The 25916-nt window shown below is 55.9% G+C and carries 23 protein-coding genes; 15 read left to right on the top strand and 8 right to left on the bottom strand.

The genetic code is table 11. From position 1 onward, the window contains the following. Positions 1-309 precede the first annotated feature (309 nt). On the bottom strand, positions 310-1419 hold the full coding sequence (locus BW978_RS18905; protein ID WP_076397366.1) for a helix-turn-helix transcriptional regulator: 1110 nt from the start codon (positions 1417-1419) through the stop codon (positions 310-312). 344 nt (positions 1420-1763) lie between these two features. On the opposite strand from BW978_RS18905, the gene BW978_RS18900 reads away from it, so the two are divergent. Further along, positions 1764-2180: a transposase gene (locus BW978_RS18900; RefSeq protein ID WP_076397365.1), complete on the top strand. Its 417-nt coding sequence runs from the start codon at positions 1764-1766 to the stop codon at positions 2178-2180. A gap of 1471 nt (positions 2181-3651) precedes the next feature. Here BW978_RS18900 and BW978_RS23645 read toward each other — a convergent pair. Then, positions 3652-3822: a hypothetical protein gene (locus tag BW978_RS23645; RefSeq protein WP_175616916.1), complete on the bottom strand. Its 171-nt coding sequence runs from the start codon at positions 3820-3822 to the stop codon at positions 3652-3654. A gap of 498 nt (positions 3823-4320) precedes the next feature. Here BW978_RS23645 and BW978_RS18890 point away from each other — a divergent pair, with 498 nt between their 5' ends. Further along, complete coding sequence (locus BW978_RS18890) at positions 4321-4632, top strand: DUF736 domain-containing protein (RefSeq protein WP_076397363.1); 312 nt, start codon at positions 4321-4323, stop codon at positions 4630-4632. Between the two features lie 58 nt (positions 4633-4690). Here the strand turns inward: BW978_RS18890 and BW978_RS18885 are convergent, their stop codons facing one another. The 6 genes from BW978_RS18885 to BW978_RS18860 form a co-directional block, all read right to left on the bottom strand. Further along, positions 4691-5428 carry a hypothetical protein gene (locus BW978_RS18885; protein ID WP_076397362.1) on the bottom strand — a complete coding sequence of 246 codons (738 nt, stop codon included), beginning with the start codon at positions 5426-5428 and terminating at the stop codon, positions 4691-4693. 226 nt (positions 5429-5654) lie between these two features. After that, entirely contained in the window at positions 5655-7235 is a 1581-nt protein-coding gene (locus BW978_RS18880) for a flagellar hook protein FlgE (RefSeq protein ID WP_076397361.1), read from the bottom strand. Positions 7236-8092: 857 nt separating this feature from the next. After that, positions 8093-8383: a WGR domain-containing protein gene (locus BW978_RS18875; protein WP_076397360.1), complete on the bottom strand. Its 291-nt coding sequence runs from the start codon at positions 8381-8383 to the stop codon at positions 8093-8095. 298 nt (positions 8384-8681) lie between these two features. Continuing rightward, positions 8682-10619, bottom strand: coding sequence for a Ti-type conjugative transfer system protein TraG (traG, locus tag BW978_RS18870; RefSeq protein ID WP_076397359.1), 1938 nt, complete (start codon positions 10617-10619; stop codon positions 8682-8684). Further along, on the bottom strand, positions 10606-10821 hold the full coding sequence (traD, locus tag BW978_RS18865) for a type IV conjugative transfer system coupling protein TraD (protein ID WP_076397358.1): 216 nt from the start codon (positions 10819-10821) through the stop codon (positions 10606-10608). Before traD ends, traG begins: the two co-directional genes overlap by 14 nt. A 4-nt stretch (positions 10822-10825) precedes the next feature. Beyond that, entirely contained in the window at positions 10826-11152 is a 327-nt protein-coding gene (locus BW978_RS18860) for a TraC family protein (RefSeq protein ID WP_076397357.1), read from the bottom strand. 249 nt (positions 11153-11401) lie between these two features. Between BW978_RS18860 and traA the strand changes: the two genes are divergently transcribed. From traA to BW978_RS18795, 13 genes are all read left to right on the top strand, one after another. Continuing rightward, entirely contained in the window at positions 11402-14806 is a 3405-nt protein-coding gene (gene traA, locus BW978_RS18855) for a Ti-type conjugative transfer relaxase TraA (protein ID WP_076397356.1), read from the top strand. Next, complete coding sequence (gene traF, locus BW978_RS18850) at positions 14803-15366, top strand: conjugative transfer signal peptidase TraF (RefSeq protein WP_076397355.1); 564 nt, start codon at positions 14803-14805, stop codon at positions 15364-15366. Before traA ends, traF begins: the two co-directional genes overlap by 4 nt. Next, positions 15356-16642 (top strand): conjugal transfer protein TraB, encoded by a 1287-nt coding sequence (locus tag BW978_RS18845; protein WP_076397354.1) that lies wholly within the window; start codon positions 15356-15358, stop codon positions 16640-16642. Before traF ends, BW978_RS18845 begins: the two co-directional genes overlap by 11 nt. Before the next feature lie 165 nt (positions 16643-16807). After that, positions 16808-17065 (top strand): hypothetical protein, encoded by a 258-nt coding sequence (locus tag BW978_RS23390; protein WP_139330599.1) that lies wholly within the window; start codon positions 16808-16810, stop codon positions 17063-17065. Between the two features lie 288 nt (positions 17066-17353). Next, positions 17354-17635: a hypothetical protein gene (locus BW978_RS18840; protein WP_139330598.1), complete on the top strand. Its 282-nt coding sequence runs from the start codon at positions 17354-17356 to the stop codon at positions 17633-17635. A gap of 725 nt (positions 17636-18360) precedes the next feature. After that, the gene (locus BW978_RS18830; RefSeq protein ID WP_244552013.1) at positions 18361-19401 is read left to right on the top strand and encodes an ABC transporter substrate-binding protein; all 1041 of its coding nucleotides are present in this window, start codon (positions 18361-18363) and stop codon (positions 19399-19401) included. Between the two features lie 9 nt (positions 19402-19410). Further along, entirely contained in the window at positions 19411-20307 is an 897-nt protein-coding gene (locus BW978_RS18825) for an ABC transporter permease (RefSeq protein ID WP_076397350.1), read from the top strand. Beyond that, positions 20307-21110 (top strand): ABC transporter permease, encoded by an 804-nt coding sequence (locus BW978_RS18820; RefSeq protein ID WP_076397413.1) that lies wholly within the window; start codon positions 20307-20309, stop codon positions 21108-21110. The genes BW978_RS18825 and BW978_RS18820 overlap by 1 nt, the downstream gene beginning before the upstream one ends. Beyond that, on the top strand, positions 21107-22183 hold the full coding sequence (locus BW978_RS18815; RefSeq protein ID WP_076397349.1) for an ABC transporter ATP-binding protein: 1077 nt from the start codon (positions 21107-21109) through the stop codon (positions 22181-22183). The genes BW978_RS18820 and BW978_RS18815 overlap by 4 nt, the downstream gene beginning before the upstream one ends. Positions 22184-22323: 140 nt before the next feature. Continuing rightward, positions 22324-23190 carry a TauD/TfdA dioxygenase family protein gene (locus BW978_RS18810; RefSeq protein WP_076397348.1) on the top strand — a complete coding sequence of 289 codons (867 nt, stop codon included), beginning with the start codon at positions 22324-22326 and terminating at the stop codon, positions 23188-23190. A 46-nt stretch (positions 23191-23236) separates the two neighbouring features. After that, positions 23237-23890 carry an RraA family protein gene (locus BW978_RS18805; protein ID WP_076397347.1) on the top strand — a complete coding sequence of 218 codons (654 nt, stop codon included), beginning with the start codon at positions 23237-23239 and terminating at the stop codon, positions 23888-23890. Next, on the top strand, positions 23887-24762 hold the full coding sequence (locus BW978_RS18800; RefSeq protein ID WP_076397346.1) for a carbon-nitrogen hydrolase family protein: 876 nt from the start codon (positions 23887-23889) through the stop codon (positions 24760-24762). Before BW978_RS18805 ends, BW978_RS18800 begins: the two co-directional genes overlap by 4 nt. Positions 24763-24987: 225 nt before the next feature. Beyond that, on the top strand, positions 24988-25347 hold the full coding sequence (locus BW978_RS18795) for a hypothetical protein (RefSeq protein ID WP_076397345.1): 360 nt from the start codon (positions 24988-24990) through the stop codon (positions 25345-25347). The last annotated feature ends 569 nt before the right edge of the window (positions 25348-25916 follow it).

Raw genomic sequence — 25916 nt, 5'->3', positions numbered from 1 at the left:
AATTGTCAATGCAAGCAATAGGAAAATGCTCTGTCCTATAGGAATTCTTCTTTCCTTTTGCATGTTCAGCGATCCAATCGAGAGCAGATATTGTATTTAAAAAAAGTGTCGTCGGAATTGATTTTGTCTCTTGGTGTTTGTCGACTTTAATTTGTGTTCAATATGAGTGTGAACAATATCTTTGCGAATAACATAAAAATTTACATAGAAAATCCCCCGAATGGGGGATGGAAATCGGTTTTATGGAAAGACCGAACCAGCGTAACTCTCTTTCAAGATAAAGAACTCAGGCCCCATGGCAGCATTGGTTCATCGCGTTACGTGTTCTCCGACCGACCGCAGGCCGACCAAAAGACGTACCAACTGAACTTGGCGCTTCGCGCCTGTCTTGTGAAATACGGACTTTAAGTGAGAGCGCACCGTTTCGCGAGATATACGCATAACAATCGCGACTTCCTCGATGGAGAGCCCTGAGGCGATTTTCTGCGCTACAATTGCTTCCGTTTTGGTCAAATCGAATAGGCCGCAGATAACGCGCATATCGGTCGAGCCTGTCTCTCCAACTGGAGTGATAACAGCCAGAGCGCATGATCTTTGGAAGACATCTCTTGCCGCCCGGCGGATGGGCATCAAGTGCACGATGAGGCGCTTAAGATCATCTCGTGAAACTACTGGAATAGATTGCACCGGTGCTGCAAAACCAATTTTGATCTGCGCTAGCGCTGAGGCATAAAGTGCCTGGGCATTTGGGTTGTTGATTATCAGGCGATCGTTTGCGCCTGTGCTGACCTGCGGTGCAAGCGCCTCGAATTCTTCGTTGGTCGCAACGACAGAACCATCGTCGCCGATGACAGCGCTTGCGAGGCCGACCAGGCTTAAGCTCTGGGCGATCGATTGTGCTTCTCTCAAGCCGAGACGAGTGGCCAGAAATGCAGCCCGTGCCAGGTCCGGCTTTAGCTGGTTCATGCGGGCCACAGCCTTTTCAGAGAAGGGACCACACTCTGTTTTCATGAGTTGGCTGAAGATAAACAGGGATCCCGAGGGCTCCATGAATGCAGCGCCCATCTCCCAAGCAAGTCCTATTGGTTCGAGCAGCTCTCGGCGCACCAGCTCGGTCGTCAACTCTTTTGTCGTAAAAAGGTCAACATCGCGCAGGAAAAAATTTGGTGCCTTTTCTAAGCCTCTTTTGGGGCGCTCCGATCTGTCTGCAAGGCCGCTTTTCTCGTATGTCTCCATGTGTTCGGCGATGCACGCACTGGAAGTCCAGCGAAGCGGCGCGCCTGGTGCCAGTGTGATCACAGCCGTCGAGTAGGCGCCAATCTCTCGGCTAATCCGGTCGCAAACTTCCGGCCAAAGCTCCGGGATCGCAGCAGCTTCATAGACGCGGTCTGAAATATCGGAATCATTGTTTTTTTGCATCGGATATCTAACCCCTTGTGAAGCGATACCAGTAACCTTGAGTGAGGAAATCTTTATGCAGATTATTGCAGATTGTCCTTAGTATTGCGAAATAAAAGAAAGTTAAGAATGAATCTTTACGTTGCCAGCTCGGTCATGAAATTTGATCGGTTTGGCTTGGCGACCTCAGATTAACTCATTATCAATGTCGTTCGCGCCCGCCAGTTGGTGCAGCAATGCGACCTAAGCACACTCGTAATACAGCACAACAATTACCGGCTCAAATACCTTCATTACTGACGCCGGCGGATCTATACATGGCTAACTTGCACAGAAGCTCGTGATCCCTACGATGTAAAGCCGGCATGATGCAGTTGGATAAGCTGAGGGTAATGATGATCTGCCGCCCGCTGCACAAGGCATGCTGCGTTCGTTGTGGCGGCATCTCTCATCGTGAAGCGCAGCTAGTAGAGTTCGACAAGGAAATCCAAAAGCGGGTGCGTGACGATCTTGATGCGCGTCGGTTGACTTCAGTGCCCAAGATTGGCCCGGTGACAAAGGCAGCAATCGCGGCCCGTGCTCCAGATCCGGCGACCTTCCGCGAGAAACATGACTTCTCGGCATGGGTTGGCTTGACCCCGCTTGAGCGATCCACCGGAGGAAAACAGCACTTCGGAAGAATATCCAAAATGGGCGAACGGACGCTCAGGCGTCTGCTGATCATGGTTGTCAGGGCCGTCGTATCCTGGGGGCGGTGTGGGAAAATGCATCCAAGCGCCTGAGGGCCAGCATTCTGCACAGAAAGCCATCGATGCTGGCGATGTTAGCGTTAACGAACAAGATGGCTCGCATCGCCTGGGCAATTCTAAAGAACGGAAGGTCCTACTTGCCGCCAGCCTCATGAAGACCCGTGTAGCAATGAAGGTCTTAGGATCGCATGGCCGAGGAATTTGAACGAGGCTCGGAGAACGAGATTGAAGATAAGTGCTGGCAGCACCTAAGCCTGAAGTGGATCGAGCTCGCGTAATCCATACTGGCTGGCGAAGATGGCATCGTCAAAGCAAGCTTGGTCCACGATGCCAGCGCAATCCATGCAGGAAGGTATGGCCGAGGAGGCCAATCAATTGCTGTGCCGCATACTTCGGTGCGCGTGAAACTTGCGTCGGAGTCGGAAGCGCCAAATCCCAGATTTTAGTCGAGGATCTCGGAAGTTTCTTCGCTTGCATGGTCTATGCTGTAGAGATAAGCGGCGATCTCAAGCTGAAGATGACTTCGGTTGCCATATCGTTCGCAGATCGCGTTGACCTCATTACTGACGCTTTCGCTCAATTCCTCAGGGACCGCGAATTCTGCGATTACGTAGATTGAACGGTTAACTGCATATATCGGACAACCGGTTGCCAAGATTTCGGCTACAAATTGGGGGATCTGATCCGACGTCATCTATCTCTCGTTAGGCTTAAGCACGTTAACAAACACTTCTTCCATCATGCCAATACCCTTCAACACATGGTGCCGGAGGTAGCACGGACTCTGGGCCGTCTCATTGAATGACCCCAGCAGCCAAAAATGCTGTCTCTGACGTCAAATATCTAGTTATCGTTGAAGGGTGGTTGAACCCATGATGACCATTCTATTTCCGTTGACCAACTAGCTGTTCCTGTCGCGCTTGGGACGGCCCCGCTTAATGTACATCGCCGACGGAGGCGCCCATTCCCATGATCCATGAATCCAGTCTCACTCATTTGCTCCAACATCACTCCGGGTAAATTTAGTAAAGTAAAAAAGTCAAATGGCGAAGGCCTCACTGCTTCACTGATCGTTTGGATCCGGTGGGTTCATGGCGCCCCTTGAGCGCTTTGTATCTTTAAACGGGAGAATAAGCTCTGAGCCATCAGGCATTTTTCGCAGGGCCAACAGTTTGGTTTTCCGGCAGCTTGTGAACGGATAGAAGCAGCTGCCTCTCGCATCAGAGCCATTGGTCGGCCATATGAATAGCTAATCCAGATCTATGGCGTCCTGGACAAGAATACTCTTCCCTCATCAGTCCGCCGCGACTTTTGTCGAGGTCTGAGACCTGTGTGGCCCCGATATCATATGCTTTTGAGCAGCTGCGCTACAGGCCATGTCGTTTCCAACTGGCGCCGAGTGCTACATATCGGCGACATTATCGCCCCCGGTCATCGCCCAACCCGCCACAAGGTCCGTCCGTTTCAACGAGGTGGAGTTGGCGAAAGCCTTTCAAGCGGGCAGTCAGGACTTGTCGTCATCGACATGTGCGGCCACCTGATTTCCGTCACGCTCGTCTTTGATACCTCTTGAGATATCGGCGTCCAGCCGTCCCCAAATTGAAGATTTTTGTGCGTCGGGTTTTGGTTTGCGGGATGGTTTGCGCTCAATGATAAACGGTTTTGTCTGACGCATTGGTCCTCCAAGCAGCGATTCGCGATCTCAACGTTATTGCAAGGCGTGTCTGGGGCAAGTGGGCAATGTTCTGCTACAGGTTCGTTTCCCCAGCCGTTACAAGTTTCAGCCGCGGTGCAAGTGCGATTGACCAAGTATATCGCCTACGCTTTGCGGGAACGGAAGGCCAAATGGCGCTGTCGTCATCCCTTTCATTTGATGGTTTCCGACCGCCCATTGCGGCTCGATGAGGCATGTCTGAGCGGAGATCGGCTGCGCCTCGATCGCCTTACCGCAACGGCAGTCGCAGATTTCTTGCCCCGGAGCCAAAGCTTACCCACTCGCTTGGGCGAGCGGGTAAGCTTGAAGGTCCTCCTCGCCCTCCAACAAATCTGCACCTTGCCGCCCTCCATTGTATTGCGGCCTTAATCAGGTGCGGTCCGATCGTCTCCGTTCTTTGTGACAGCCATCGAGGCCGCGATGGGCGTGGCCCGAATACGAAAAGAAGGAATGAGTACAATGGCAACCATCGGCACTTTCACTGCAAACGAGAACGGCTTTACTGGCTCGATCCGCACACTCGCCCTCAACGTCAAGGCGCGCTTCGCCCGGGTCGAAAACCCCTCCGACAAGGGCCCGCAGTACCGCGTCTATGCTGGAAGCGTTGAGCTCGGCGCGGCATGGCAGAAGCGCTCCACCGAGACGGACCGCGACTACCTCTCGGTCAAGCTGGACGATCCAAGCTTCCCTGCCCCGATCTATGCCACGCTGACTGAGGTCGACGGCGAGGAAGGCTACCAGCTCATCTGGTCACGAGCGGCCAGGGACTGACGCGGATCCCGAGGCTCCGCAATCGGCGGAGCCTCTTTCCAGCCAAACGATCGTCAAGTCATTGCAGTAAAACACCTGGCTGGACACCTTGCTGTGAATTCAGGCAGGCCGACCACAACGGCGTCTTGTGGTAGACGCCGTCCTGGATGGAATCGCGGTCTTCACGCTGTTCATACAGCAGCCCGAGCCAGCACAAGCGTCGCAGGTAGCCGTATTTCAGGTCCATCTTCAAAGACCAGGCTTTCAGAAAGATCTCGACGTCTGACATGTGAGCGAGATCGGGATTGAGAGCTCGCAGGAGTTCGTTTGGTGAACAACCATGATCTGCCTCGATTTCAAGCCGTTCCAGAAGTGGTTTCCACAAAGGCATCCGCTCTTGCACCTCCCTCGCCTCTTCGCCCTCGTCCACGTGAAAATAGAGATACTGCGCAGCGATAAAATTGAAGTACGGCCGAGGATTAGCCAGAAACTCAAGGCCGCGTTTGCTTGCTAGAAGACGTTTCTTGTCCCGGAGAAGAAATTTCAGGCGTTGCAACAGGTCGCGTACTGGCCACAGAGGCGGCATGTCACTTTGGTCCAAAACCTTGTTCACGCTGTAGAGGTCTGCATCGCCAAAGCCTGGCCACTGGAAACTGACTGCGGCCCAATGCACAAACTTGCGGTTCATGGCGCCCGCTGGTGTCAAGCCAATGCCGTCATGGGTCTCTGCATAGGACAAAGCGAGCAGCATTCCCCTGAAGAGTGGGGAGAGAGCTGCCACATCAAGGTTACCATCGAGCCTGATTTCTGGAAGCATTTATGCCCCGTTTCCCACGTGTTTGGTCAAAGTTACACACGGGAAATAACAAGAAGATCTCTTGGTGGAAATGTAAGTGTTGCCGTGTTTCCATCTGCCTTGTGGCATTTGGTCTGGCCACGTTTGATCGAGTGCGCTGTTGCCATTTAGGGAAGGCTGGACTGAGCTCAGTTCATTCTCTCCGAAGTCGGGCCATCGTTCCGATCAGCACGCTAGAAATCGCGCGTCAACGCTTGAGGTTGACCAGCACTTCCATCAGCTCGGAGCCGGTCTGAAAGACCTTCGAATTCGCCGTGTAGTTTCGTTGCGCCTCAATCATTGCCGTGAGCTCTTCAGCGACGTCGACATTGGAATCCTCCAGCGCACCTGACAGGACATTTCCATTGCCGCTGCTGCCGGCGTAGCCCATGACGATAACCCCTGATGAGTTGCTCTGCGAATATGCGTTTCCGGAGACGGGGTTCAGGTTGTCTGGGCTTTGAACATCTGCAATCGCCAGTCGGTATCTGGGCTCTAAATCGCCGTTTGAATATTGCAGGAAGACAATCCCCTTTTCGTTGATCTCGTAACCGACCACCTGGCTGGAGGGGTTGCCGTCAACGCGTCCATTGGTGACTGCGAAGTCTGACGCTAGCTGGGTCGAGCCACTGATGTCGAGGGTAAGGCCGTTCAAAACGGCCCCTGCGACAGTCACGGCCTCTGTTTCTATTTCCGATGGACTGGTCAGCTGACCATTGCTGTCGAATGTCAATTCAATTGGAGACCCCGCAGTGGCCACATTTCCATTAATGGCGGCAGTCAAGGAGAAGGGGGCAGCGACTGATGTCAGGCCTGAGAAATACATGTTGATCGTGCCGGTCGACCAAGTTTCGATGTTTATCGGGGGTATGACTTCCGGAAGGGGGTCGATGTAGTTGCCTGCACCATCGAACTCACTATCATCAATATAATCAGTGGCGAATATGCTGCCCGCATGATCGAATTCCAGGTCCCAGCCGGACGCGGCGCGGGTGTAGATCACGCTGAACGGTCGGACAACGCCGTCGGTATCCACGAGAGAATAGCTCCCTGTCACCGTAGAGCCCACCGCCGCAGACATATCGAGGTTACCGGCGATATCGATGACAGAGGTTGGAGCAAAAGAAGGGCTGGTGATCGAGACGCCATTGAACTGGACGTCTAGTTCCCAGGTGTTCTCTGCGGTCTTCACATAGACATAATCGAGAAGCCGCGGTGCACCTTGGCTGTCATAGGCAGCGAGGGATGTCGTTTTGCTGTATCCAATTTCCGCCGACGCCGGCAAGTTTACATCCAGGTCGCCGGTTAACGAAGGCGCGGCACTTATAGAAGTTGAGGAGAGATTGATCTGGGTCAGGCCATCAAAGCCGTTTACGACGATCGTTGGATCGGCGGTCGAGGAATACTCATAGCCCATGAGCGTAAAGCCTGCGGCATTTTTGAGTGTCCCGTCGTCTAACGGGACGAAGCTCCCGGCACGGGTTAGATATTCGGTGCCATCTGAGCCCTCGACAACGAAAAAGCCCCGGCCGTTGATCGCCAGATCGGTTGACGACGTGGTGTAGCTAAAGGTCCCCTGGCTTGAAATCGCGTAGCGAACGTTTGTCTGAACGCCGCCAGAATTATAGGAGCCATTGGTGGTTGGCAGGATCATGGAGGAAAACTGAACCGAGGCCTTCTTGTAGCCCGTCGTGGATGCATTGGCGATGTTTTCACCGACTGTGCTGAGCCTGTTGGCCTGAGCAGACATGCCCGAAACACCAGTCCTCATGGTACCATAAAGGCTCATCTAAATTCCACCCCGCACAAACCAAGGTTGTTTTGATTGCTTAAGCCTGCGCGAGGCTTGCCAACCCTGCTTGGACTGTAGGGCGAAAACCTATAGGGCCGGATCGTCACAGGTGAGTCTACCTCCCTCAATGCCATTAATGCCGTCGACCGTTCGACTGCCATAATCGAGCTCGAATCCTGCCTCAGGCATGATGCTTTGCCGCTGCAGTCACTGCAGAAAGTGTGCTTGGGGTTTTCGCGATCGATAGGCTTGGATTTCTTGACCACGTGCATCTCGATCTCTGCCCCGCGGCCATCTATGCAGCGCCTCATTCAGCGGACTGGGTGGCGAGATCTGACGTTCTAGCGGCCTGCAACAAGAAGTGTGGCCGCTCCATTGGAGTCTGATCGAGGCCAATGGGGCGGGCGACCGCATCTTTTGGACACGGCAGCGCCTTGGGGTGCGCTCGGTCGGGGTCGGACCGCGCCCACTGTATATTTTAATGGCAATAATTCAGAAATAGCGACTGTTTTTCGCAGATAGTGAGTGCTTTCCGTTCAAGTGCTGAAAATACTATGTATGCGGATTATCCATGGGCTTTTAACAGCACGCCAGTTTACACAAACGCCTTGTAGCGCAGCACGCCGGATGAGAGACGAAATATGCGTTCTACTTGTTATGGCCGCGCTGGATGATGGAACAGAATATACGGTTTTACGACGGCATCGTACCGAAGGTCTAAAGGTGCTGATCCAGTGGAACCGAATTAAGGATCAAAAGCGGTATCAGCCCATCCAATCGTCGCGACGGTCACTTTAAGCCCAAGGAGTGTTCGTCAACTTGGTCGTGAGCTACCACCGACGGCCATCCAACCTTCAAAAACGGGGCCATGGGTTTGCCACGTCGATCGCTTTTAGTCCGCGCTGTGGGCTTCGATATCCCCTCGCCTTCTTCTGTCTCAGAAGCTCCAGAAACAGGCTCACGGCCTCTTCCTCCCGTTGGAAGGAGTGGATCCGCCTTTGTCCGCCCTTGCCAATTCGGCCCCATGCCCTGGTCAGGCAGATATCACCGAACAGGCTTGCCGAAATCTCCATGGCATAATAGCGCGCCATCTTCTTAGAGGCGTCCGTGCGTTCAACATAGAGCTGGTATGGCTGTGTGATCATGCTTCCAGCATCGAGAATTTTGAAAGACGCGTCCAACGAGAGTTATGAATCGGTTCGAGGGGACGGATTCATATCGTTGATCTATCGCTGTCTCATCTGAGGGCTCGTCGAGGACGCCAGAATGAAACAGGAAGGCATGAGGAAGGAAAAGCCGATACTCTCAAGACGCTATCGTTCGGGCCAGAAAGCGGCGCCAAGCCGGCTGCTTTCTAAAGCACGTCTATTGAAAATCCGTCCGCAGTTTTGCGTCCCTGCGGCGTTGAACTAGGGAGAGGGAGCGTGTTCAAGGATACGGTATTCACCGGATACTTTTGGATTTCCGTTTCTGGCCGAAGCGGCTTTCATTCAGGCAAATGCGCAATTCCGAGCGGCGAAACCACAAAGCCCGACCGCAGCGCAAAGGTGGATTGCCGCTGGTAAAGACGATCTGCTCGTCAGCCCGCATCTGTAGGACTTCATGCGGTAGGATCAACGGCCGGCTAGCCACTTGCGTCGAACGAGTTCTTGACGTGCCTTTCGCTTGAAAACTGCGGCTGATCTTGTCGATCTCGACGGTCGTCATGCCGCAACGCCTCGAAATATAGTCGGCCGTTTCCGGATCATTGATGGCTGAAAAACTGATCCAGCTTGCGCTCTCAAACCACTTACTGGCCGCATCCCGGCCACCGAAGCTCTCGCGCATCTGTCCGATGGATTGGTAAAGCAAGATGAGGCTGATGCCGTATTTGCGGCCAGCATCACGCGCGGTTTCAAGGATACGCATGAAGCCCAGGCGTGCGACCTCATCGAGGAGAAACAGAGCGCGTCCCGGCATTGCCCCGTCCCGACCATAGATCGCATTCAAGAACGTACCGATCATGACCCTGGCCAGCCCCGCATGCATTTCCAGGGTTTTGAGATCAAGAGCGATGAAGATATCAGTCTTTCCATTTGCCAGGTCGTCAGTGGCAAAGGTCGATCCGGAAACGAGTGCGGCGTAGTTGGGATAGCTCAGCCAATGGGTTTCCTTGATCGCATTGGCATAGACGCCGGAAAAGGTCTCAGGTGTCATATTGACGAATGTGGCGACATTCTCCTTGACGAAGTCAGACTGCGAAGTCTCGTGGATACGCTCGAGCCTTGCTCTCAATTTGGGCTCGGGCTCTGACAGGTTTGCCCTGACGGTGCGTAAGTTTTGGTTTCTTTTGTCCGTATGACCAGACAGGCAGACATCTGCAATTACGGCCGTTAGCAATTGTAAGGCCGATGCACGGAAGAAGTCGTCGCGGTGGCCGCTTGCACGACCGCTTTCACTCATGATCCAGGAGGCAACAGCTGCAATATCTTCCTCTTTGCTGGCGCCGTGACGACCGATCCAGTCGAGTGCATTGAAGCCGATAGTCGGATCCTTGGGATTGAGAATAAAGACATCTCGACCGTATGTCTTGCGATGCTCTTCGACCATAGGGGCCACCTCGTTTGATGGGTCGAGGACGACGAGCGTGCCGTCCCATTTGAGGGCCGTCGGTATCGTCACCGACGTCGTCTTGAAACCGCCAGACCCGGCAAAGGCGATCCCATGCGTTGATCCAAAGGAGGCATCGAAACACAAGAGCTTTGACTTGCCCCCTGCCCCCCAGGTCGTCTCATTATCCGCGCGAAACGCAACGCTTGCTGCGCTGTCATGGTCGACCCGGTAGCACTCACCGATCACGATGCCACCGCCCTCACCAAAGAGCTTGGAAGCCTTGGCCAAGCTCATCCAGTCGGCATTACCATGAAGAGCCCGTCTGCCGCGGATACGTTTGGGCTCACGTCGCTGAAATGCAGCATTGCCCAGGACTGCCACACGCAGAGCAAAGCCTCCACATAAGGCCAGGAGAACGGGACCGATCGCTGGTGCTACATCAAGCCGGGAGAAGCCCGAGGCGTCGATTGCATCGCCTCCACTCGACAAGAAATGACGAGAGATCTTAGCCGCCACGTCAAAGAGGAGCACCAGGATCGCACCTGCCGCGACGCCCCAGCCTGTCGCCTTGATACTGAGCGTCCCCCTTGTTGCGAAAAGCAGGACAAGGCCAGACGCAGCCGCTACCGCATGGGGCAGGATTGCGCTTAAGTGATCCAGCATAATGCGTGTTCTGTCGCTTCCGCCGAATGAGAGATGCCATGGAGAGATGACCAAAGGCAGGACAAGCGCGCAAAGACCCATCATTGCCGCGGCAGCTGTCGCGATGAGAATTCTAGTCGGGGTCATGACCAAAGGCCTTGACCCCGATCGCCAGTAGCCGGGCTTTCTCGTCGACACTCGCTTCGATCCTGCTTGCCCCGTCGATCAACAGGCCAAGCAGCAATGCGCGTTTTTCATAACGCAGCCCGGCTTTGACGATCAGGCCGCCGAGTTCGATCTTGTCGCGGGTATCGCGCTTTCTCGCTTCAACTGTCTTCAATCTTTGCATCCGCTCAGTCCTCGATATCTGGGCTTTGAGCCGTGAAAGCACCGTGTGGTTGGGTGTCCTTGGCTTCGGGGTCTCCTCCTCTTGCCTTGTTCTGGGCCCCTGGCCCTTGCCGGGACCATCCCAATTGTTGGGGCGCCTGGCATGCGCTCCGAAAGCAGTCTGCCAGTTCTTCGAAGGCTGATTGCAATTGGCTATCGTCAACGACGATCTCGCCGAGCCCTGCCTTCAAGGCGATGCGTCCGATCCGCTCGGCGTCTCGTGATTCTGCCTGTCTCAACTGCTCCTGCAAACGTGCCAGGTCTTCTTTGATTTTGGCCGTCGTCTTCTTCATCGGATGTCTTCTCCTCGTGGTGTCGATGATCACGCAAAGACAGGTTCACGGAATTTCTCGCATTGGGCGAGGTACAAATTTGTACCTCGCCCAAGACCGGCATCTGGCCAATGATCCCACCGCTCGACGAGAGCGGATCCGAAGGGCGCAATTATACGTCGCTGGCGCGACGTTGATCCTCAATACCCCAGGCCTCGGTTTCCTTTTCGGCGAAGCTATTGATTTCTATGGAAGAGGAAGGGGTCTCCGATGGCCGTTCCACATTTTTCCGTCAGCATTGTCGCGCGTGGTTCTGGCCGCAGTGCTGTCATGTCGGCAGCCTATCGGCATTGCGCCCGGATGGACTTCGAGCGGGAAGCCCGACGGATCGACTACACCCGAAAGCAGGGCCTCAGGCACGAGGAATTCGTAATCCCTGCCGATGCGCCGGACTGGCTTTGCAAAATGATCGGCGATCGCTCCGTTGCCGGGGCATCGGAGGCTTTTTGGAACCATGTCGAGATCTTTGAAAAGCGCGTCGATGCACAGCTTGCCAAGGATATGACAATTGCGCTCCCGGTCGAGCTATCGACTGCTGAGAACATTCAGCTGATGCGGGAATTCGTCGAAGTGTTTATCACCTCGAAGGGCATGGTCGCCGATTGGGTCTATCACGATGTGCCGGGCAATCCGCATGTGCATCTGATGACCACTTTGCGTCCTTTGACCGAGGATAGTTTCGGTGCGAAGAAACGGACTGTTTTGCTGCCGGACGGCCGACCGCTCAGGAACGATGCCGGCAAAATTGTCTATGAGGTATGGGCTGGAGGCACCGAGGACTTCAATGCCCTGCGCGATGGTTGGTTTTCGTGTTTGAACCGGCATTTGACGCTGGCCGGGCTCGACCTCTATGTCGATGGTCGCTCCTTCAAGAAGCAAGGCATCGAGCTTCAGCCGACAGTTCACATCGGGGTTGGCGCAACGGCCGTCGACCGGAAGTCGAAGGAAGTTCAGGCGCGAGATACGGTCGCTCTATCCGCTGGTTTGCTCGTGCCCGGGGCAGCGTCTGCGCCGCCCAGTGCTCCAAACAAAGCCTCTGGCTCTTCAGCTGACCGATGGGAGCTTGAACGCATCGCCTTGCAAGAGCAGGTCCGAGCACACAATCTGCGCAGGATCGAGGAGAATCCTCGTATTGTTCTTGACCTCGTCACCCATGAAAAGAGCGTCTTTGACGAACGGGACATCGCCAAGGTCCTTCATCGCTATGTTGATGACGCCGGACGATTTCAGGGGCTGATGACACGGATCATGCAGCATCCCGACATTCTGCGGCTCGACCAGGAGCGGATCGATTTTTCTTCTGGCATGAGACAGCCGGCTCGCTTGACCACACGCCAAATGATCCGGCTCGAAGCCCGGATGGCCAACCAGGCGATCTGGTTGTCAGAGAAGTCCGCGTTTGATGTCAGCCGAGCCCGTCTTGAGAGAGCCTTCTTGAACTTTCCCCATTTGTCGGATGAGCAGAAGGCCGCGATTAGTCATGTTGCGGCAGCGTCCCGCATTGCCCTTGTGATCGGGCGTGCTGGCGCTGGCAAGACAACGATGATGAAGGCAGCCCGTGAGGTCTGGGAGGCAGCGGGCTATCAGGTCGTGGGAGCGGCACTGGCGGGCAAGGCGGCCGAAGGTCTTGAGAAGGAGGCGGGTATCGTCTCGCGGACCTTGTCGTCGTGGGAATTGCGCTGGGATGGGGGCAAAAACCATCTCGATGAAAAGACGATCATGGTCCTGGATGAAGCTGGAATGGTGTCTTCCAGGCAGATGGCGCGGCTGGTGAAGGAAGCGACACTGCGCGGGGCAAAGCTCGTCCTGATCGGTGACCCTGAGCAACTGCAGCCGATCGAGGCGGGTGCCGCGTTTCGCGCAATCGCTGACCGGATCGGTTATGCTGAACTTGAAACCATCTACCGCCAGTATCAACCCTGGATGCGAGAGGCGTCACTCGATCTCGCCCATGGCCATGTTGAAAAAGCTGTGGCATCCTATGCAAAACACGATCGCATCCTGGGATCTGAGACCAAGATAGAGGCCGTCAGATGCCTGATTGCCGATTGGGACCGGGACTATGATCCGGGCTGTTCGTCTCTGATCCTTGCTCATCTTCGTCGTGACGTCAGACTGCTCAACCAGCTTGCCCGGGAAAGGCTGGTCGAGCGCGGTATCGTTGAGCCGGGTCACCACTTCAAGACAGAAGAGGGCATTCGTCTTTTTGCCGCTGGCGACCAGATCGTCTTTTTGAAGAATGATGCTTTGCTCGGCGTCAAGAACGGCCTGCTGGCCAAGGTCATTGCTGCCGGACCTGGTTTCGTCACGGCAGAGATTGGCGCTGGTGATGATCGTCGGCTCGTCAGGATTGATGAGCGTCTCTACGGCAATCTCGATCATGGCTATGCGACCACGATCCACAAGAGCCAAGGGGCAACGGTTGAGCAGGTCAAGGTGCTTGCCTCACTCTCGCTTGACCGCCATCTGACCTATGTGGCGATGACCCGCCACAGACAAGAACTCAGTGTCTATTACGGGAGACGATCCTTCAAAAAGGCAGGTGGGCTTGGGCGCGTGTTGTCGCGCAAGAACGCCAAGGAAACGACACTCGACTACGAGGAAAACAACTTCTACCGCGCAGCGCTTCGGTTTGCTGAAGCGCGTGGCCTGCATCTTCTCAATGTTGCCCGCATGCTTGTTCGCGATCGCCTGGAATGGACGTGCAGGCAAAAAGAGAGGCTGACGGAGCTTGGCTCACGCCTGATCGCAATTGCCGGCAGGCTTCGCCAAAAGCAGTCGGTCATGGCAACAGTCCAGACACCGTCTGATCCAGTCAAACCGATGATCTCAGGCATGACGGCATTTGCAAAATCGATCAGCGAGGCTGTCGAAGAAAAGCTCGCGGTCGATCCCGGGCTGAAACGGCAATGGCAGGAAGTTCTGGCGCGGTTCAACAAAGTCTACCGTGATCCTGAAATTGCATTCAGGGCGCTGCAAATCGACGCCATGATGAAAGATCCGGAGGCCGCGCCTCTGAAGCTTGATAGGGTTGCCAAGGCGCCGGAGAGTTTTGGAGAGCTCAATGGTAAGCCGGGGCTCTTTGCCAGCGCCCGTCAAAAGCGGGCCCGTGACGTGGCGCTCACCAATGCACCGGCGCTTGCCAGACACCTCGAACGCTATCTGAAAGCCCGCGCAGAGGCAGAATTGCGCTTCAAGCAGGATGAGCATGCGATACGACAGCGTGCATCGCTTGAGATTCCCGGCCTTTCTCCGGCTGCCATGGAGACCCTGTCACGCTTAGAAGCTCGACTGGATCGACAACAATCTCCCGGAGGCCTCGACACCCCCGAAATTGACGGCAAGGTCCGCGCTGAACTTCAACGCTTTGCCGAGGCCGTAGCCACACGCTTTGGTGAGCGGACATTGTTGTCACTGGCAGCCAAAAACGCTGATGGGGAGGTGTTTCAAAAGCTGACTGCCGGCATGACCCCGGCGCAGAAAAGCGAAGTGCAAGCTGCATGGATGGCCATGCGCACTAGCCAGCAGCTTTCAGTCTCTGAGCACCTGACAAAGGTGCGGCAGCATGTGGAGGGGCTGCGCCAGACACAAAGCAAGGGGCTTTCCCTGAAATGAGCGCGAATGCGGAACGTGATAGGATCGTCCGACAACGATGTTTTGTGGGCCAGGCTCTGTCGGCTGCTTTGGTTGCCGGTGCCATGATTGCGTTTCTGGGTCTGGTCGGTGGGTTGAGACTTAATCTGACCCCGAGTGCAGCCCTTGGGCTCTGGAGGATTGCACCGCTTGAACTCCCTGTCACGATCGGCCAGAGCGTCTTTGTTTGCTTGCCCAATGGGCCCGCCATGCAAGTGGCGCGTGAGCGTGGTTACCTTCGGGCTGGCTTGTGTTCCGGGGGCCATGCACCGCTCATCAAAAGGGTTGTGGCGATTTCCGGGCAGCGCGTGGTGATTTCGGATCATCTTTGGGTGGATGGTGTCAGAATCCAGGCCTTGCATCTTCTCAACCATGACGCCAAGGGGCGTCCGCTTCTCCATGACACCGGCGGCATCGTTCCCGCCGGTATGGTCTACCTGTTTTCACCTTATCCAGGATCGTGGGATTCGCGCTATTTCGGGCCGGTGCCGGCGTCCGGTATCCTGGGGCTTGCGCAGGAGATCTGGACCTATGCGCCATGAAAGCTGGAATTCCGTTAGCCATGCTTTCGGCCTCAGCAGCCTTTCGGGAGCAATTGCAGTCTTCGCCTGGACTGGGGATGCTACATCACTGCCACTTGCCCTTGTCTTTCCGCTCATCTGGTCGCGGGCAAAAACCCGGTTGGCGGCAGCGCTGATCTCTGCCTCTTACATCTTGGTCGCGTCCCGTGATTTGCCGCTGAGCGTTGCCGAGTTTTTTAAAGCCGATATCCTCTTGGGCCTTGGCGTCTGGATTGCCGCCGCCTTTTCCTTTGTCCTTGTGCATATCCTGCTTTGGAGTGAGGCAGCCGATTGGCGACGCGCCTTGCGTTATGCCCTGATCATGGCTCTCACTGGCTTTCCTCCGCTCGGGATCACGGGCTTTGCCCATCCTTTGACGGCAGCGGGGATTGTTTTTCCCGGATGGGGCTGGTTTGGGCTTTGTGCGACTGTGATACTCGCCTGTTGTCTGGTCACCAGGCACTGGTGGATGGCGGCACTTGCGCTGGGGGTACTGTGGCTGTGGTCGAGTGCCCCGGATTTTTCTAGCAAGATCGAAATGGTTTCGCCCAATGCCTCGCCCGAAAATTTGTCCCCCGCTTCGCCTGAAGCGAAGCCCCTCGCCTTGCTGGCGGCCGGGCCCACAGCCGAGCGGATAGCGTGGCCCAGGGCCTGGAAAGCCGTCGAGCTTCGCATGGGCAAGAGCCTTGGCCGTGATCCGTCGCTTCGTCATCAGCGTGAGCTCATGACGAAAGTTCTAGAGGCCGCTGGTCGCGATGAATCGCTCATTCTACTGCCAGAAAGTGCGCTGGGGCTTTGGACGTCTCCGCGAGAGCGATTTTGGAGGAAATCGCTCGAGGCTCGGGCGATAACGGTGATCGCGGGTGCAACCGTGATAAATGCCGATGGTTATGACAATGTTATTCTGGCGCTCGACAAGTATGGGAGCCGGGTTATCTATCGCCAACGCATGCCTGTACCCGTTTCCATGTGGCGACCCTGGCATGCATGGACCGGTCAATCAGGCGGCACGCGGGCACGGTTTTTTGACAACCCTGTCGCCGAGTTTGATGGGATGAGGGTCGCGCCACTGATCTGCTATGAGCAGCTGCTGCTTTGGCCCATCCTGCATTCGATGGCTTACGACCCCGATCTTCTTGTTGTGATCGGAAACGGATGGTGGACGGCAGGAGCTAAGATTGTTGCGGTTCAAAGAGCCAGTGCGACTGCCTGGACGAGGCTCTTTTCCTTGCCGCTCGTCATGGCCTTTAATCTCTGATGGTATGGCAATTCAGATGCCAGTTCGAAGGCGAGCTCGGCTCGTGGCAAGGCCAGGCATGATTAACAAACAGTTAATATATATGGTACAATACTCCATTGTCTGTTAATCAGTCTGATTACAAAAAATTCAGAAGCATGTATTTGGAAAATCGGTGGGGATAACGTGACCAAGCGTTACAACTTCAAGACATCGAAATCTGAGGCTGGCCGTCCGTCTGATGAAGCTCTTTTGAGCCTTCTTAAGATGAATATGCAACGATTGCCTCTTAATGACAACATATCCCCGACCGCTTCGGCAAAGCCTTTGGGCCTGTTTGCTTCAATTGGCTCCTCTGTAGCTTCTGGGGTTATTCTTTTGATAGGTGCTTTTATTTTGTTCATATTTGCACTGGTGCCCGCATCGAAAGACAGCGAACACTGAGGTTTTTGTTCGGAGAAGTTAAGCGTTACTGAAAGATAAACATCCGCTTACTGAACGCAGTAAAGCTCGTCGTCCTGAGACCATCCAGTCCACATGGACACTAACGTTTCAATGTTGCCAGCAGGGCGTGTTGTATGGCCCGCTAAGCCCCCCGGTGAATGCCGAAGCGCATCAAGGCTTGTCATGTGCGTGTTAACCATCAGCATCATTAGCTCTACAAGCTGAAGCAACGACGATTGACCTGTTGTTTATATTTTAGGAATGTTTGGTATTCGCGTTGAGGGCTGCATGATGGAGAGTTCCAGTACAGATGCGGGGTTCTTGGATCTGACCTTAGATCTGCAAGAGCGTGGGGGGCATGCGCGGATATTGGGTCTAAACCTGGACGAATTCGCCGAACGTGTCTCGTCATCAAACCGTTTTCGCGATGTCGATATCGTCTGGGAAGATTTCTACCGTTTCGGCTGGGCGATTGAAGATGCCTTCAGAACAGCCGGCCTTGATCACTGCGTTGTCTCAGGCGGTGGCTTGCTTGTGGTCAGAGAGGAAAAACTGGCCCTTACTCGTTAGTCTGTGGATCTGGGCTTCAAGGGCAGCCGCGGTAAGGTTGACCGGCCTTGCCTGGAAAAAACTGATGGACCGCGCCCGTGGCAGGATCGGTGGTAACTCCAGCCACCGCGGCGAGGCATTTGAGTGCTAAGATTGCCCAGATCAGCGCATGACGTCTCGGGGGGGCTGGAGCGTTCCCTACGTTGTTTGGCTCGCACTTCGCGACTGGGTTTCCTTGATCACCGAGAGGCTGAACTCTTCACAAATAAGTTTTAGCAGATCACAAACACATAACCTAACAACAACAAGATAATGCGTTAGTCCGCGTTTGATGGCTTGCGCTGCAGCTATGGATTATTTCTCGTTCTTGAGCCGTCAGCCAGTTATGACCCTGGGTATAGAAGCGAAACACCTCATCGTTGACGTTCTGAACCGTCGTGCTGACATGCCGGGCGGCATCGGCGCGCCAGGCGACATCACGGATCGATGCGAGTGCCAGAGGCCGTCGTGCCTGTTCGGCATCGGTCTCTGACGAGCTCGCCGCCGCAACACTCACACGTTCAGAGCAAATTCATTCATTGCGGGTTGCACCCCGGACCTGACGTGGTTGTAGGGTTTGATAGTTCGTTGTTTGATTAGCTATCGCGATGAATCCGGTGCAGTCACTATTAGACCGCTTGCACCCATGACGGCACCTTCTTTCTGGGAACAACCAGAAGAAAGTGAGAGCTGCCATGGGTATGCGTATGCGACGTGTGATCGTCGGTCTTTTTCCCTTGCTTGGTTTTGTCGGTGATGCCGGTTCGGTGGCTGCAGAGCAGCTTGTGCTGAACAGCTATGGCGGGCCTTACGAGGAACTCATCCGCTCAAGGATCATCGAACCGTTCGAGGCTGAGACCGGGATTGAGGTGGTTTATGATGCGGTCGGATCATCGTCGCAGGATTATGCGAAGATCAAGGCAACCGGTGGTCGCCCCGGTTTCGATGTCGTCGTCATGACGGCGGCCCAAGCCTTGCAAGGGTGTCAGGAAGGTCTGCTGGAAGAGCTGCCGGTTGATGTGATTGGTGAGCTTTCTCATCTGTCGCCGCGTCTATCTGATGCTGCCGGTCCCTGTGGGGCGGTGCATGAAGTGCAATACATGTCGCTGCTTTATCGCACCGATCATGTCGAGGGCGTGCCGTCCTCCTGGAACCTGTTGCTGGATCCGGCTCTTTCCGGTCGGGTGATCCTGCCGACCTTTCAGAATGTCATGGCAGTCAACCTGCTGCAGGTCATGTCGGTCATGAATGGCGGCGGACTGGTCGATGATCTTGACCCGGGTTTTGCTGCCATGGCCTCTGTGGCGCGTCAGTCGATTGGCTTTGAACAGTCGTCTGCCCTTCTTGAAAGTTATATCAGGGACGGTTCCGTCTGGGCCATGCCGTTCTGGAACGGACGGGCGCAGCTGCTTGTCGATTCCGGTGCGCCTGTCGATTATGTTCGTCCCGCGGAGGGCACGATCCCGCTGATTGCGACTCTGAGCGTGCCGGTCGGTGCTGAAAACAAGGAAGCCGCCTATCGCTTCATCGACTTCTTCCTGAGGAAGTCCAGCCAGGAAGCCTGGGTCGAAGGCTACCGTGTCAGCAGTGCGCGCAGTGATATTACTGTGCCGGAGGAGCTTCTGTCCCGTCAGATCAGCGCGGAAGAGCTTGATCAGCTTCTCCTGCCTGATCTCACAGTAATGGCGACACGCATGTCCGAATGGTCCGAGCGTTGGGACCGTGACGTCGTGTCGGCGGCGCGGTGAGGATCAGTCATGAGCAGTCTCTCTCTTGTCCTGCCCGCGGCGCTGCCGCGGGCAAAGGGACCGGCGCATCTGTATCTTGCGCTTTCTCCCTCCGTTCTGATGCTCCTGATCTTCTTTGCCCTGCCGATGGGTATGATGATGGGGCTCAGCTTTACCGATCCCGCATCAGGCCTGCCGTCGCTTGCAAGCTACCAACGCTTCTTGACAGATGGTCTGTCACTGCCGGGTATTCTTCGCACGGTTGTGATGTCGCTTTGCGTGGCGGTCTGCGTCACGGTGCTTGGCTATCCCGTCGCCTATTATCTGGCGCGGGCACGGGGACGGACTCGGGCTCTGGTCTTTGCTCTGGCGCTGGCGCCTGAGCTCGCCGGCGTTGTTCTTCGCACCTATGGCTGGCTGATCATTCTCGAGGACCGCGGCTTCATCAATGATGCGCTTTTGCATCTCGGTCTGATTGCCTCTCCCCTGCCCTTGTCGAAGAACATGTTTGCCGTTGTTGTCGGGCTGACCCATGTGGTGCTGCCCTTCGGCATTCTCTCTTTGATGACCAGTATTCAAGGCATCGATCCCAATCTGGAACGGGCAGCCCAGGTGCTGGGAGCGTCACGGATCAGCGTCATGCGCCATGTCGTTCTGCCGCTTTCCGTGCCCGGTATCATCAGCTCCCTTCTCATCTCCTTCACCATGGCGGCGAGTGCCTATGCCACCCCTGCCCTGCTGGGTGGCGCGGGGTTCAAAGTGCTGGCGACCATGATCGCCGAACAGGTGCTGTTTTATGTCAACTGGCCGTTTGCGGCCGTGATGGCCAATGCCCTCTTTCTCATGATGCTCGGGGTCTCCTTTCTCGGGATCCGCTTCGAGGCACGTCGTCGTATGAGGCTGAGTGGCCGAGGAGGTGTTGCATGATGAACCGTGTATCCAGTCTTCTGTTCTGGGTATCGCTTTTTGCGGTCCTCGTTTTCATCACCATGCCGATCATCGTGGTTCTCGCTGCATCCTTCAGCCCGACCTCCGAGGTGACGCTCAATCCCCTCAACTGGACACTTCGCTGGTATGGGGATCTCGTCGATCCACGTTGGCTCGAACCTTTCTGGCTCAGCGTCAAGATTGCCGTGATCGTCAGTGTCATCAGTGGATTGGCAGGACTGATGGCGGCCTATGCCATTGTCTTTGAGCGCTTTCCGAAAAGCGATGTCGTCATGTCCTTCCTGCTATCACCGCTTTCGGTGCCGCAGATCGTTAAGGGTGTTGCGGTCGTTCTGTTCATCTCGCAACTGGGCCTGCAGCAGTTACTTGGGACGGAAGCCCTGATTGCCGCCCATGTCGTGCTGACCCTGCCATTTGTGACGCGCATGGTGGCCGGTTCGATCGCGAATTTTGATCGGGGGCTCGACCAGGCGGCCCAGATCCTGGGGGCCGGCCGCTTTGATCGATTGCGCTACATCCTGCTGCCGCTGATCAAGCCGGGCCTTTTGTCCGGTGTCACCTTCGCCTTCATCATCTCCTTCAACAACATCCCGCTCTCGGTCTTCCTCGTTCGACCGGGTGATACCACGCTGCCGATCAAGGTGATCAATCACCTCGAATACAGCCTCGACCCGGTCATGGCGGCCGTCAATGTCGCCTCGATGATCTTCATTCTGGCGGCAATCTTCATCTTTGAAAAAATCGGCGGTTTTTCCGCTCAACTCCATGGTGGAAGCAAATGACCCCACTCGATATCGAACTCCAGTCGGTGAGCAAGTCCTATGGCGCAGTGCCCGTTGTGCGCGATCTCAGTCTGTCCGTGCCGCGCGGTGAATTTGTCAGCATCCTCGGGCCCTCCGGTTGCGGCAAGACAACGACACTCAACATGATTGCCGGCTTTGCCACACCGTCGTCCGGTGACATCAGGATACGCGGCAAGAGCCAGGTGCGTGTCTCGCCCGAACACCGCAATATCGGCCTCGTCTTCCAGAATTATGCGCTCTTCCCCCATATGACGGTCTCGGAGAATGTTGGCTTCGGGCTCAAGATGCGCAAGGTGCCCAAAGAGGAGATCGCGGGCCGGATCACCGATGCGCTTGAGAGCGTCCATCTATCGGGATTTGCCGAGCGTTATCCGCGCGAGCTCTCTGGTGGCCAGCAACAACGGGTGGCGCTGGCCCGGGCAATTGCACCACGTCCCTCCGTCCTCCTCCTCGATGAGCCGCTTTCCAACCTGGACTTGAAGCTTCGCGAGGCCATGCGCATCGAGCTGAAGGAAATTCAGGCAGAGCTTGGCATGACCTTTGTCTATGTCACCCATGACCAGGAAGAGGCCATGGCCATGTCCGACCGCATCATCGTCATGTGGGGTGGCGAGATTGCCCAGGAAGGACGGCCGGGCGAGATCTATCGCAATCCGAAGTCCCGCTTTGTTGCGGATTTTATCGGGCGATCGAACCTTATTCCCTATTCCGCCTGGAAGACGACCGGGCGAGGCACGGAGGTGATGCTGGCCGATAGCGGCATCTCGCTGGTCTCTGCCGCCAAAAAGGTGACACCGGAAACAGGCTTTGTCTGCATTCGCCCCGAACATCTGCATCTTTCGACTGCGGCAGAGGTCGGGCCGAACAGGCTTGCCGGACGCCTGAGGCGGGTCGTCGATCTCGGGGCTCAGTTGGAGCTTTCTGTCGAACTCGCTGCCGATCTGCTGATCACCCTTGTCTGCAGCGCCTCTCAAGGTCTCGCACTGCCGGCACCGGGCGGTGAGCTCTGGCTATCGGTGGCGCCGGAGGATGTCAGGCTGCTTTCATCCTGAAGGCGTGAGCGATCGGCCGCGCCTATCAATGGCGGCCGATCGCTATTGGAGCGCCGGGCAAGGACCGGCCTAGGGTTTGACAACGGCTGGGTGCCGTATCGGTTGAGGACTTCCTCGCCGCATTTCAAGGAGACAGGACTATGATGCTCAAGGAAAAGATCCACGCGACGCAGAACTCCACCAATGTCTGCGCCGAAGTCGAGGGATTTGATTTTCATGACTATGACGACCGCGATATCGCCGAGCTACGCCGGCTGTGGCTCGAATATGGCGTGCTGCGCTTCAAGCGCACTCAAATCTCCGACGCCGATCAGGTGCGCTTCTCGCGGTATTTCGGGGAGTTTGTCATTCACCCTAAGCAATTGCAGGAAGGTGGCCACCTGACCCACCCGGAAATCCTGGTGATTTCCAACCAGATGAAGGACGGCAAGCCGAGCGGCGCGCTCGGCAATAGCGAGGCGACCTGGCACACCGACACCTGGTTCTACGAGCGTCCGCCGGCCGGTGCGATCCTGCGCGCAATCCAGGTCCCGCCGTCGGGTGGTGACACCTATTTCCTCTCCACCTATCTCGCTTACGAGAGCTTGCCCGAGGCACTGAAAAAGGCTGTGACCGGCCGACAGATCTTCTTCCAGAATGTCTATGACAAGACCGGCAAGCTTCGGCTGAACAAGCAGGAGCCGAAAAGCAAGGACTTCCGGGAATGGGACGGGGTCGTTCATCCGCTTGTCCGCACCCATGGCGAAACGGGTCGCAAGGCACTTTATCTCGGTGGCACGATCGAAGGCGCTTGGATCGTCGGTATGCCACAGGACGAGAGCTTCGGCCTCTTGCAAGAGCTTTGGGCGCACACGACAGGCCAGAGCGACATCTTCGTACAGTCTTGGGAGGAAGGCGACATCATGATGTGGGACAATCGCTGCACCATGCATCGCCGTGATGGCTTCGATCCCAATACCATCCGCATCATGCATCGTACGACCACGTCGGGCGAACGTCCGGTCTGAGTGGCCAAGTCTAAGTGGGGCGGGAATGCGAGAGCAGGAGAAGACGATGCGAACAGACTATCAGGTCGAGCCCAACCAGCCTCCTCTGTCGAAGGCGCTCGTCGACCTGCTCTCGCAGACCGAAGCTGCCACGATCGGCCATGTGGAACATCTAGGTTTTGTCGGCGATGGCATATTGCCGATCACGCCGGCACGGGTTTCGGGTCAGGCTTTGACGGTCGCGGCACCGGGTCGTGACGGTGCGGTGATCTACAAGGCCATTGATCTCATTCAGCCCGGCGACATCTTGGTGATTTCGCGGGTCGATCGCGATGATATCGCCTGTGTCGGCGGTGGTGTTGCGCTTGCTGCTCGGGCGCGGGGAGCTGCAGCCATCATCATCGACGGGCCGGCGACCGATTTCGAGGAGATTATCGCGGTCGGCTTGCCTGTCTGGTGTCGTGGTCGTTCAGCGCGCACCACAAACCGCAAGATTGCAGTCGGCGGCTCAATTAATGTGCCGATTGCCTGTGGCGCTACCGCCGTTCTGCCAGGCTATGCCGTACTCGCCGATCACGAAGGGGTTTTTGTGGCTGAGCGGCAGCGCATGGAGGCGCTCGCCCATTTCGCCATCGAGCGGCAGAAACGTTCGGCACGTCTGCGCGCGCACTTGGCCAAGGGCCTTTCCATTTTTGATTTTGAAAGCGATCAGCAATCATGAAGATCTCTCTTATTCAGATGAATTCGCAGCCGGATCGCAAAGGCAACATCGCCCAAGCTCTGCGTTTGATGCGCGACGCCTGGGCTGTAGCAAAGCCCGATCTCCTTGTCTTGCCGGAGCATTTCGACTGGACGGGTGGAACGCCGGAGGACAAGCGCCAGGCGGCCGATCTTGTACCCGGTGGTGAAGCCTATGAAATGGTTCAGGCCTTTGCCCGTGAGGCAGGCGTCGCTGTCCACGCCGGTAGCCTGCTGGAGCGACGCCTTGATGATCCGAGTATCTTCAACACGACTGTCGTCTTCGGTCCAAAAGGCGAGGAAATCGGCTGCTACAGGAAGATCCATCTCTTCGACATCACGGCGCCTGACGGCAAGCGCTATGCTGAATCGGCAGTAGTGGCACCGGGGGATGGGTTGCTTGTCTATGAGATCGGCGGGTTCAGGATCGGCTGTGCCATCTGCTATGATCTGCGTTTCTCGCGCCTCTTTGATCGGCTGGCGAGCCTCGAGGTTGATCTGGTGATCTTGCCAGCCGCTTTCACTGAGCAGACGGGCCGGGACCATTGGGAGGTTCTCTGCCGGGCCCGTGCTATAGAGTTTCAATGCTATTTCGCAGCCTGTGGCCAATGCGGCAGCTACCGAGCTCCGGACGGCGAAGACCGCGCAATGTTTGGGCATTCCATGATGGTCGATCCTTGGGGTCGGATCATTGCAAGGGCGGGGCAGGACATCGGCATCGTCAACGTCGAGATTGACCGAGCAACCGTCGACAAAGTGCGCCAGATGATCCCTATGGCCGAGCATCGACGCGATCTGAGTCAGATGCCGGTCGCGTGTGCCTCGGTTGATCGCGGCCGGCAGGCCATGGGTTGAGAAGGGCAAGGCGCAATTTCACTCGGAGAAATTGAGATGGTCGTTGTGTCTCGGGTCGTACCGGGTCGAAGGGCGCATGGCTGCCCTGCATTGGCGGATATTGATCAGCGCTGGTGGAGCTGCGATATCGCAAGCCTGCCAAGATTATAGCTCTTGCGGCTCGGTTGGCATTCGTCGCTGGCGGCTTTCTTGCCTTGCCGCTGGTAGGCGTATTTTTTTCATGGATTGCCGACCATTCGCAGTTTCGTCCGCTTTGCCGCCTGGACAGGGTTGGCCGTCATCATCTTTGTCACGGTCGCACCGATTGGGGTGAGACCCGCGACGATAACCTCGGCAGATCTTGATCGAGCGATTGCTTTCGTCGTGATGTCGGCGCTGTTCGTGATCGCCTATCCGCGCCGGATACTTCCAATTGCCCTCGCGTTGTTGCTGGCTGTGTTCTTGATCGAGCTGGGTCAGTATTTTTCCGTAACGCGGCACCCCCAGTTTCATGATGCTCTGGTCAAGGCATTCGGCGTGCTGATTGGTGTCAGTACAGGCGGGTTGATGAACCGCGTGTCACGCAGAGGGGAAAAACTGCTTTAGGCCCATCCGGCTGGACGACGGACACCATCTACCGGCTTTAATCGAGCACCAGTATCTTGCTTACGGTAAGCCGGCCAAGCGCTTCACTATATCTCTTGCGGCTGCGAGTGACCCGCCTGCCGAATTCTCTGTAGAATTCGCAATCAATTGAGGTGCGGCGTAAACTGAGTGAACACCCATCAACTATTTCCCCTTTTGCCTTCAGTTTGGCGGTTTGGAGATACGCGAGTTCTTCGCATCGTTCTCCAACAGTGCCGGCGGCCGAGGCGGCTGTTAAACGCTACGGGTCATGCCGCGCAAATCGCAGAAGTAAGTCGCCTCGGTGTTCAAGGGTCGAGACGTCAGGCTTCGTTTTCAAGAACTGTCTTACCAGATTGCTCAATTGGCTGGATTTCTTGCTCCATGCTCTCATATGGAGAAGTTGTTGGACTGAACAACTTAAAGCTACACCCAGATTATGCCGATAGGCAGTCGAAGGAATGTCTTGCCTTCAACGCCGTGATCACAGTTTAAGTTACACAAACTTAACCGGATCTCGAAGCAACTCGGCCGCGCCCCGCTCCGCTGAG

This window comes from Rhizobium sp. RU33A, assembly GCF_900156055.1.
GTDB lineage: Bacteria > Pseudomonadota > Alphaproteobacteria > Rhizobiales > Rhizobiaceae > Allorhizobium.
Note: the sequence above shows the minus strand (reverse complement) of the source record. Positions and strands in the feature narration are given on the sequence as shown.

Coding starts and splice junctions, on each gene's coding strand:
- BW978_RS18905 (WP_076397366.1), bottom strand. CDS start 1,419: ATGCAAAAAAACAATGATTCCGATATTTCAGACCGCGTCTATGAAGCT.
- BW978_RS18900 (WP_076397365.1), top strand. CDS start 1,764: ATGATGCAGTTGGATAAGCTGAGGGTAATGATGATCTGCCGCCCGCTG.
- BW978_RS23645 (WP_175616916.1), bottom strand. CDS start 3,822: ATGCGTCAGACAAAACCGTTTATCATTGAGCGCAAACCATCCCGCAAA.
- BW978_RS18890 (WP_076397363.1), top strand. CDS start 4,321: ATGGCAACCATCGGCACTTTCACTGCAAACGAGAACGGCTTTACTGGC.
- BW978_RS18885 (WP_076397362.1), bottom strand. CDS start 5,428: ATGCTTCCAGAAATCAGGCTCGATGGTAACCTTGATGTGGCAGCTCTC.
- BW978_RS18880 (WP_076397361.1), bottom strand. CDS start 7,235: ATGAGCCTTTATGGTACCATGAGGACTGGTGTTTCGGGCATGTCTGCT.
- BW978_RS18875 (WP_076397360.1), bottom strand. CDS start 8,383: ATGATCACACAGCCATACCAGCTCTATGTTGAACGCACGGACGCCTCT.
- traG (WP_076397359.1), bottom strand. CDS start 10,619: ATGACCCCGACTAGAATTCTCATCGCGACAGCTGCCGCGGCAATGATG.
- traD (WP_076397358.1), bottom strand. CDS start 10,821: ATGCAAAGATTGAAGACAGTTGAAGCGAGAAAGCGCGATACCCGCGAC.
- BW978_RS18860 (WP_076397357.1), bottom strand. CDS start 11,152: ATGAAGAAGACGACGGCCAAAATCAAAGAAGACCTGGCACGTTTGCAG.
- traA (WP_076397356.1), top strand. CDS start 11,402: ATGGCCGTTCCACATTTTTCCGTCAGCATTGTCGCGCGTGGTTCTGGC.
- traF (WP_076397355.1), top strand. CDS start 14,803: ATGAGCGCGAATGCGGAACGTGATAGGATCGTCCGACAACGATGTTTT.
- BW978_RS18845 (WP_076397354.1), top strand. CDS start 15,356: ATGCGCCATGAAAGCTGGAATTCCGTTAGCCATGCTTTCGGCCTCAGC.
- BW978_RS18840 (WP_139330598.1), top strand. CDS start 17,354: ATGATGGAGAGTTCCAGTACAGATGCGGGGTTCTTGGATCTGACCTTA.
- BW978_RS18830 (WP_244552013.1), top strand. CDS start 18,361: ATGCGACGTGTGATCGTCGGTCTTTTTCCCTTGCTTGGTTTTGTCGGT.
- BW978_RS18825 (WP_076397350.1), top strand. CDS start 19,411: ATGAGCAGTCTCTCTCTTGTCCTGCCCGCGGCGCTGCCGCGGGCAAAG.
- BW978_RS18820 (WP_076397413.1), top strand. CDS start 20,307: ATGAACCGTGTATCCAGTCTTCTGTTCTGGGTATCGCTTTTTGCGGTC.
- BW978_RS18815 (WP_076397349.1), top strand. CDS start 21,107: ATGACCCCACTCGATATCGAACTCCAGTCGGTGAGCAAGTCCTATGGC.
- BW978_RS18810 (WP_076397348.1), top strand. CDS start 22,324: ATGATGCTCAAGGAAAAGATCCACGCGACGCAGAACTCCACCAATGTC.
- BW978_RS18805 (WP_076397347.1), top strand. CDS start 23,237: ATGCGAACAGACTATCAGGTCGAGCCCAACCAGCCTCCTCTGTCGAAG.
- BW978_RS18800 (WP_076397346.1), top strand. CDS start 23,887: ATGAAGATCTCTCTTATTCAGATGAATTCGCAGCCGGATCGCAAAGGC.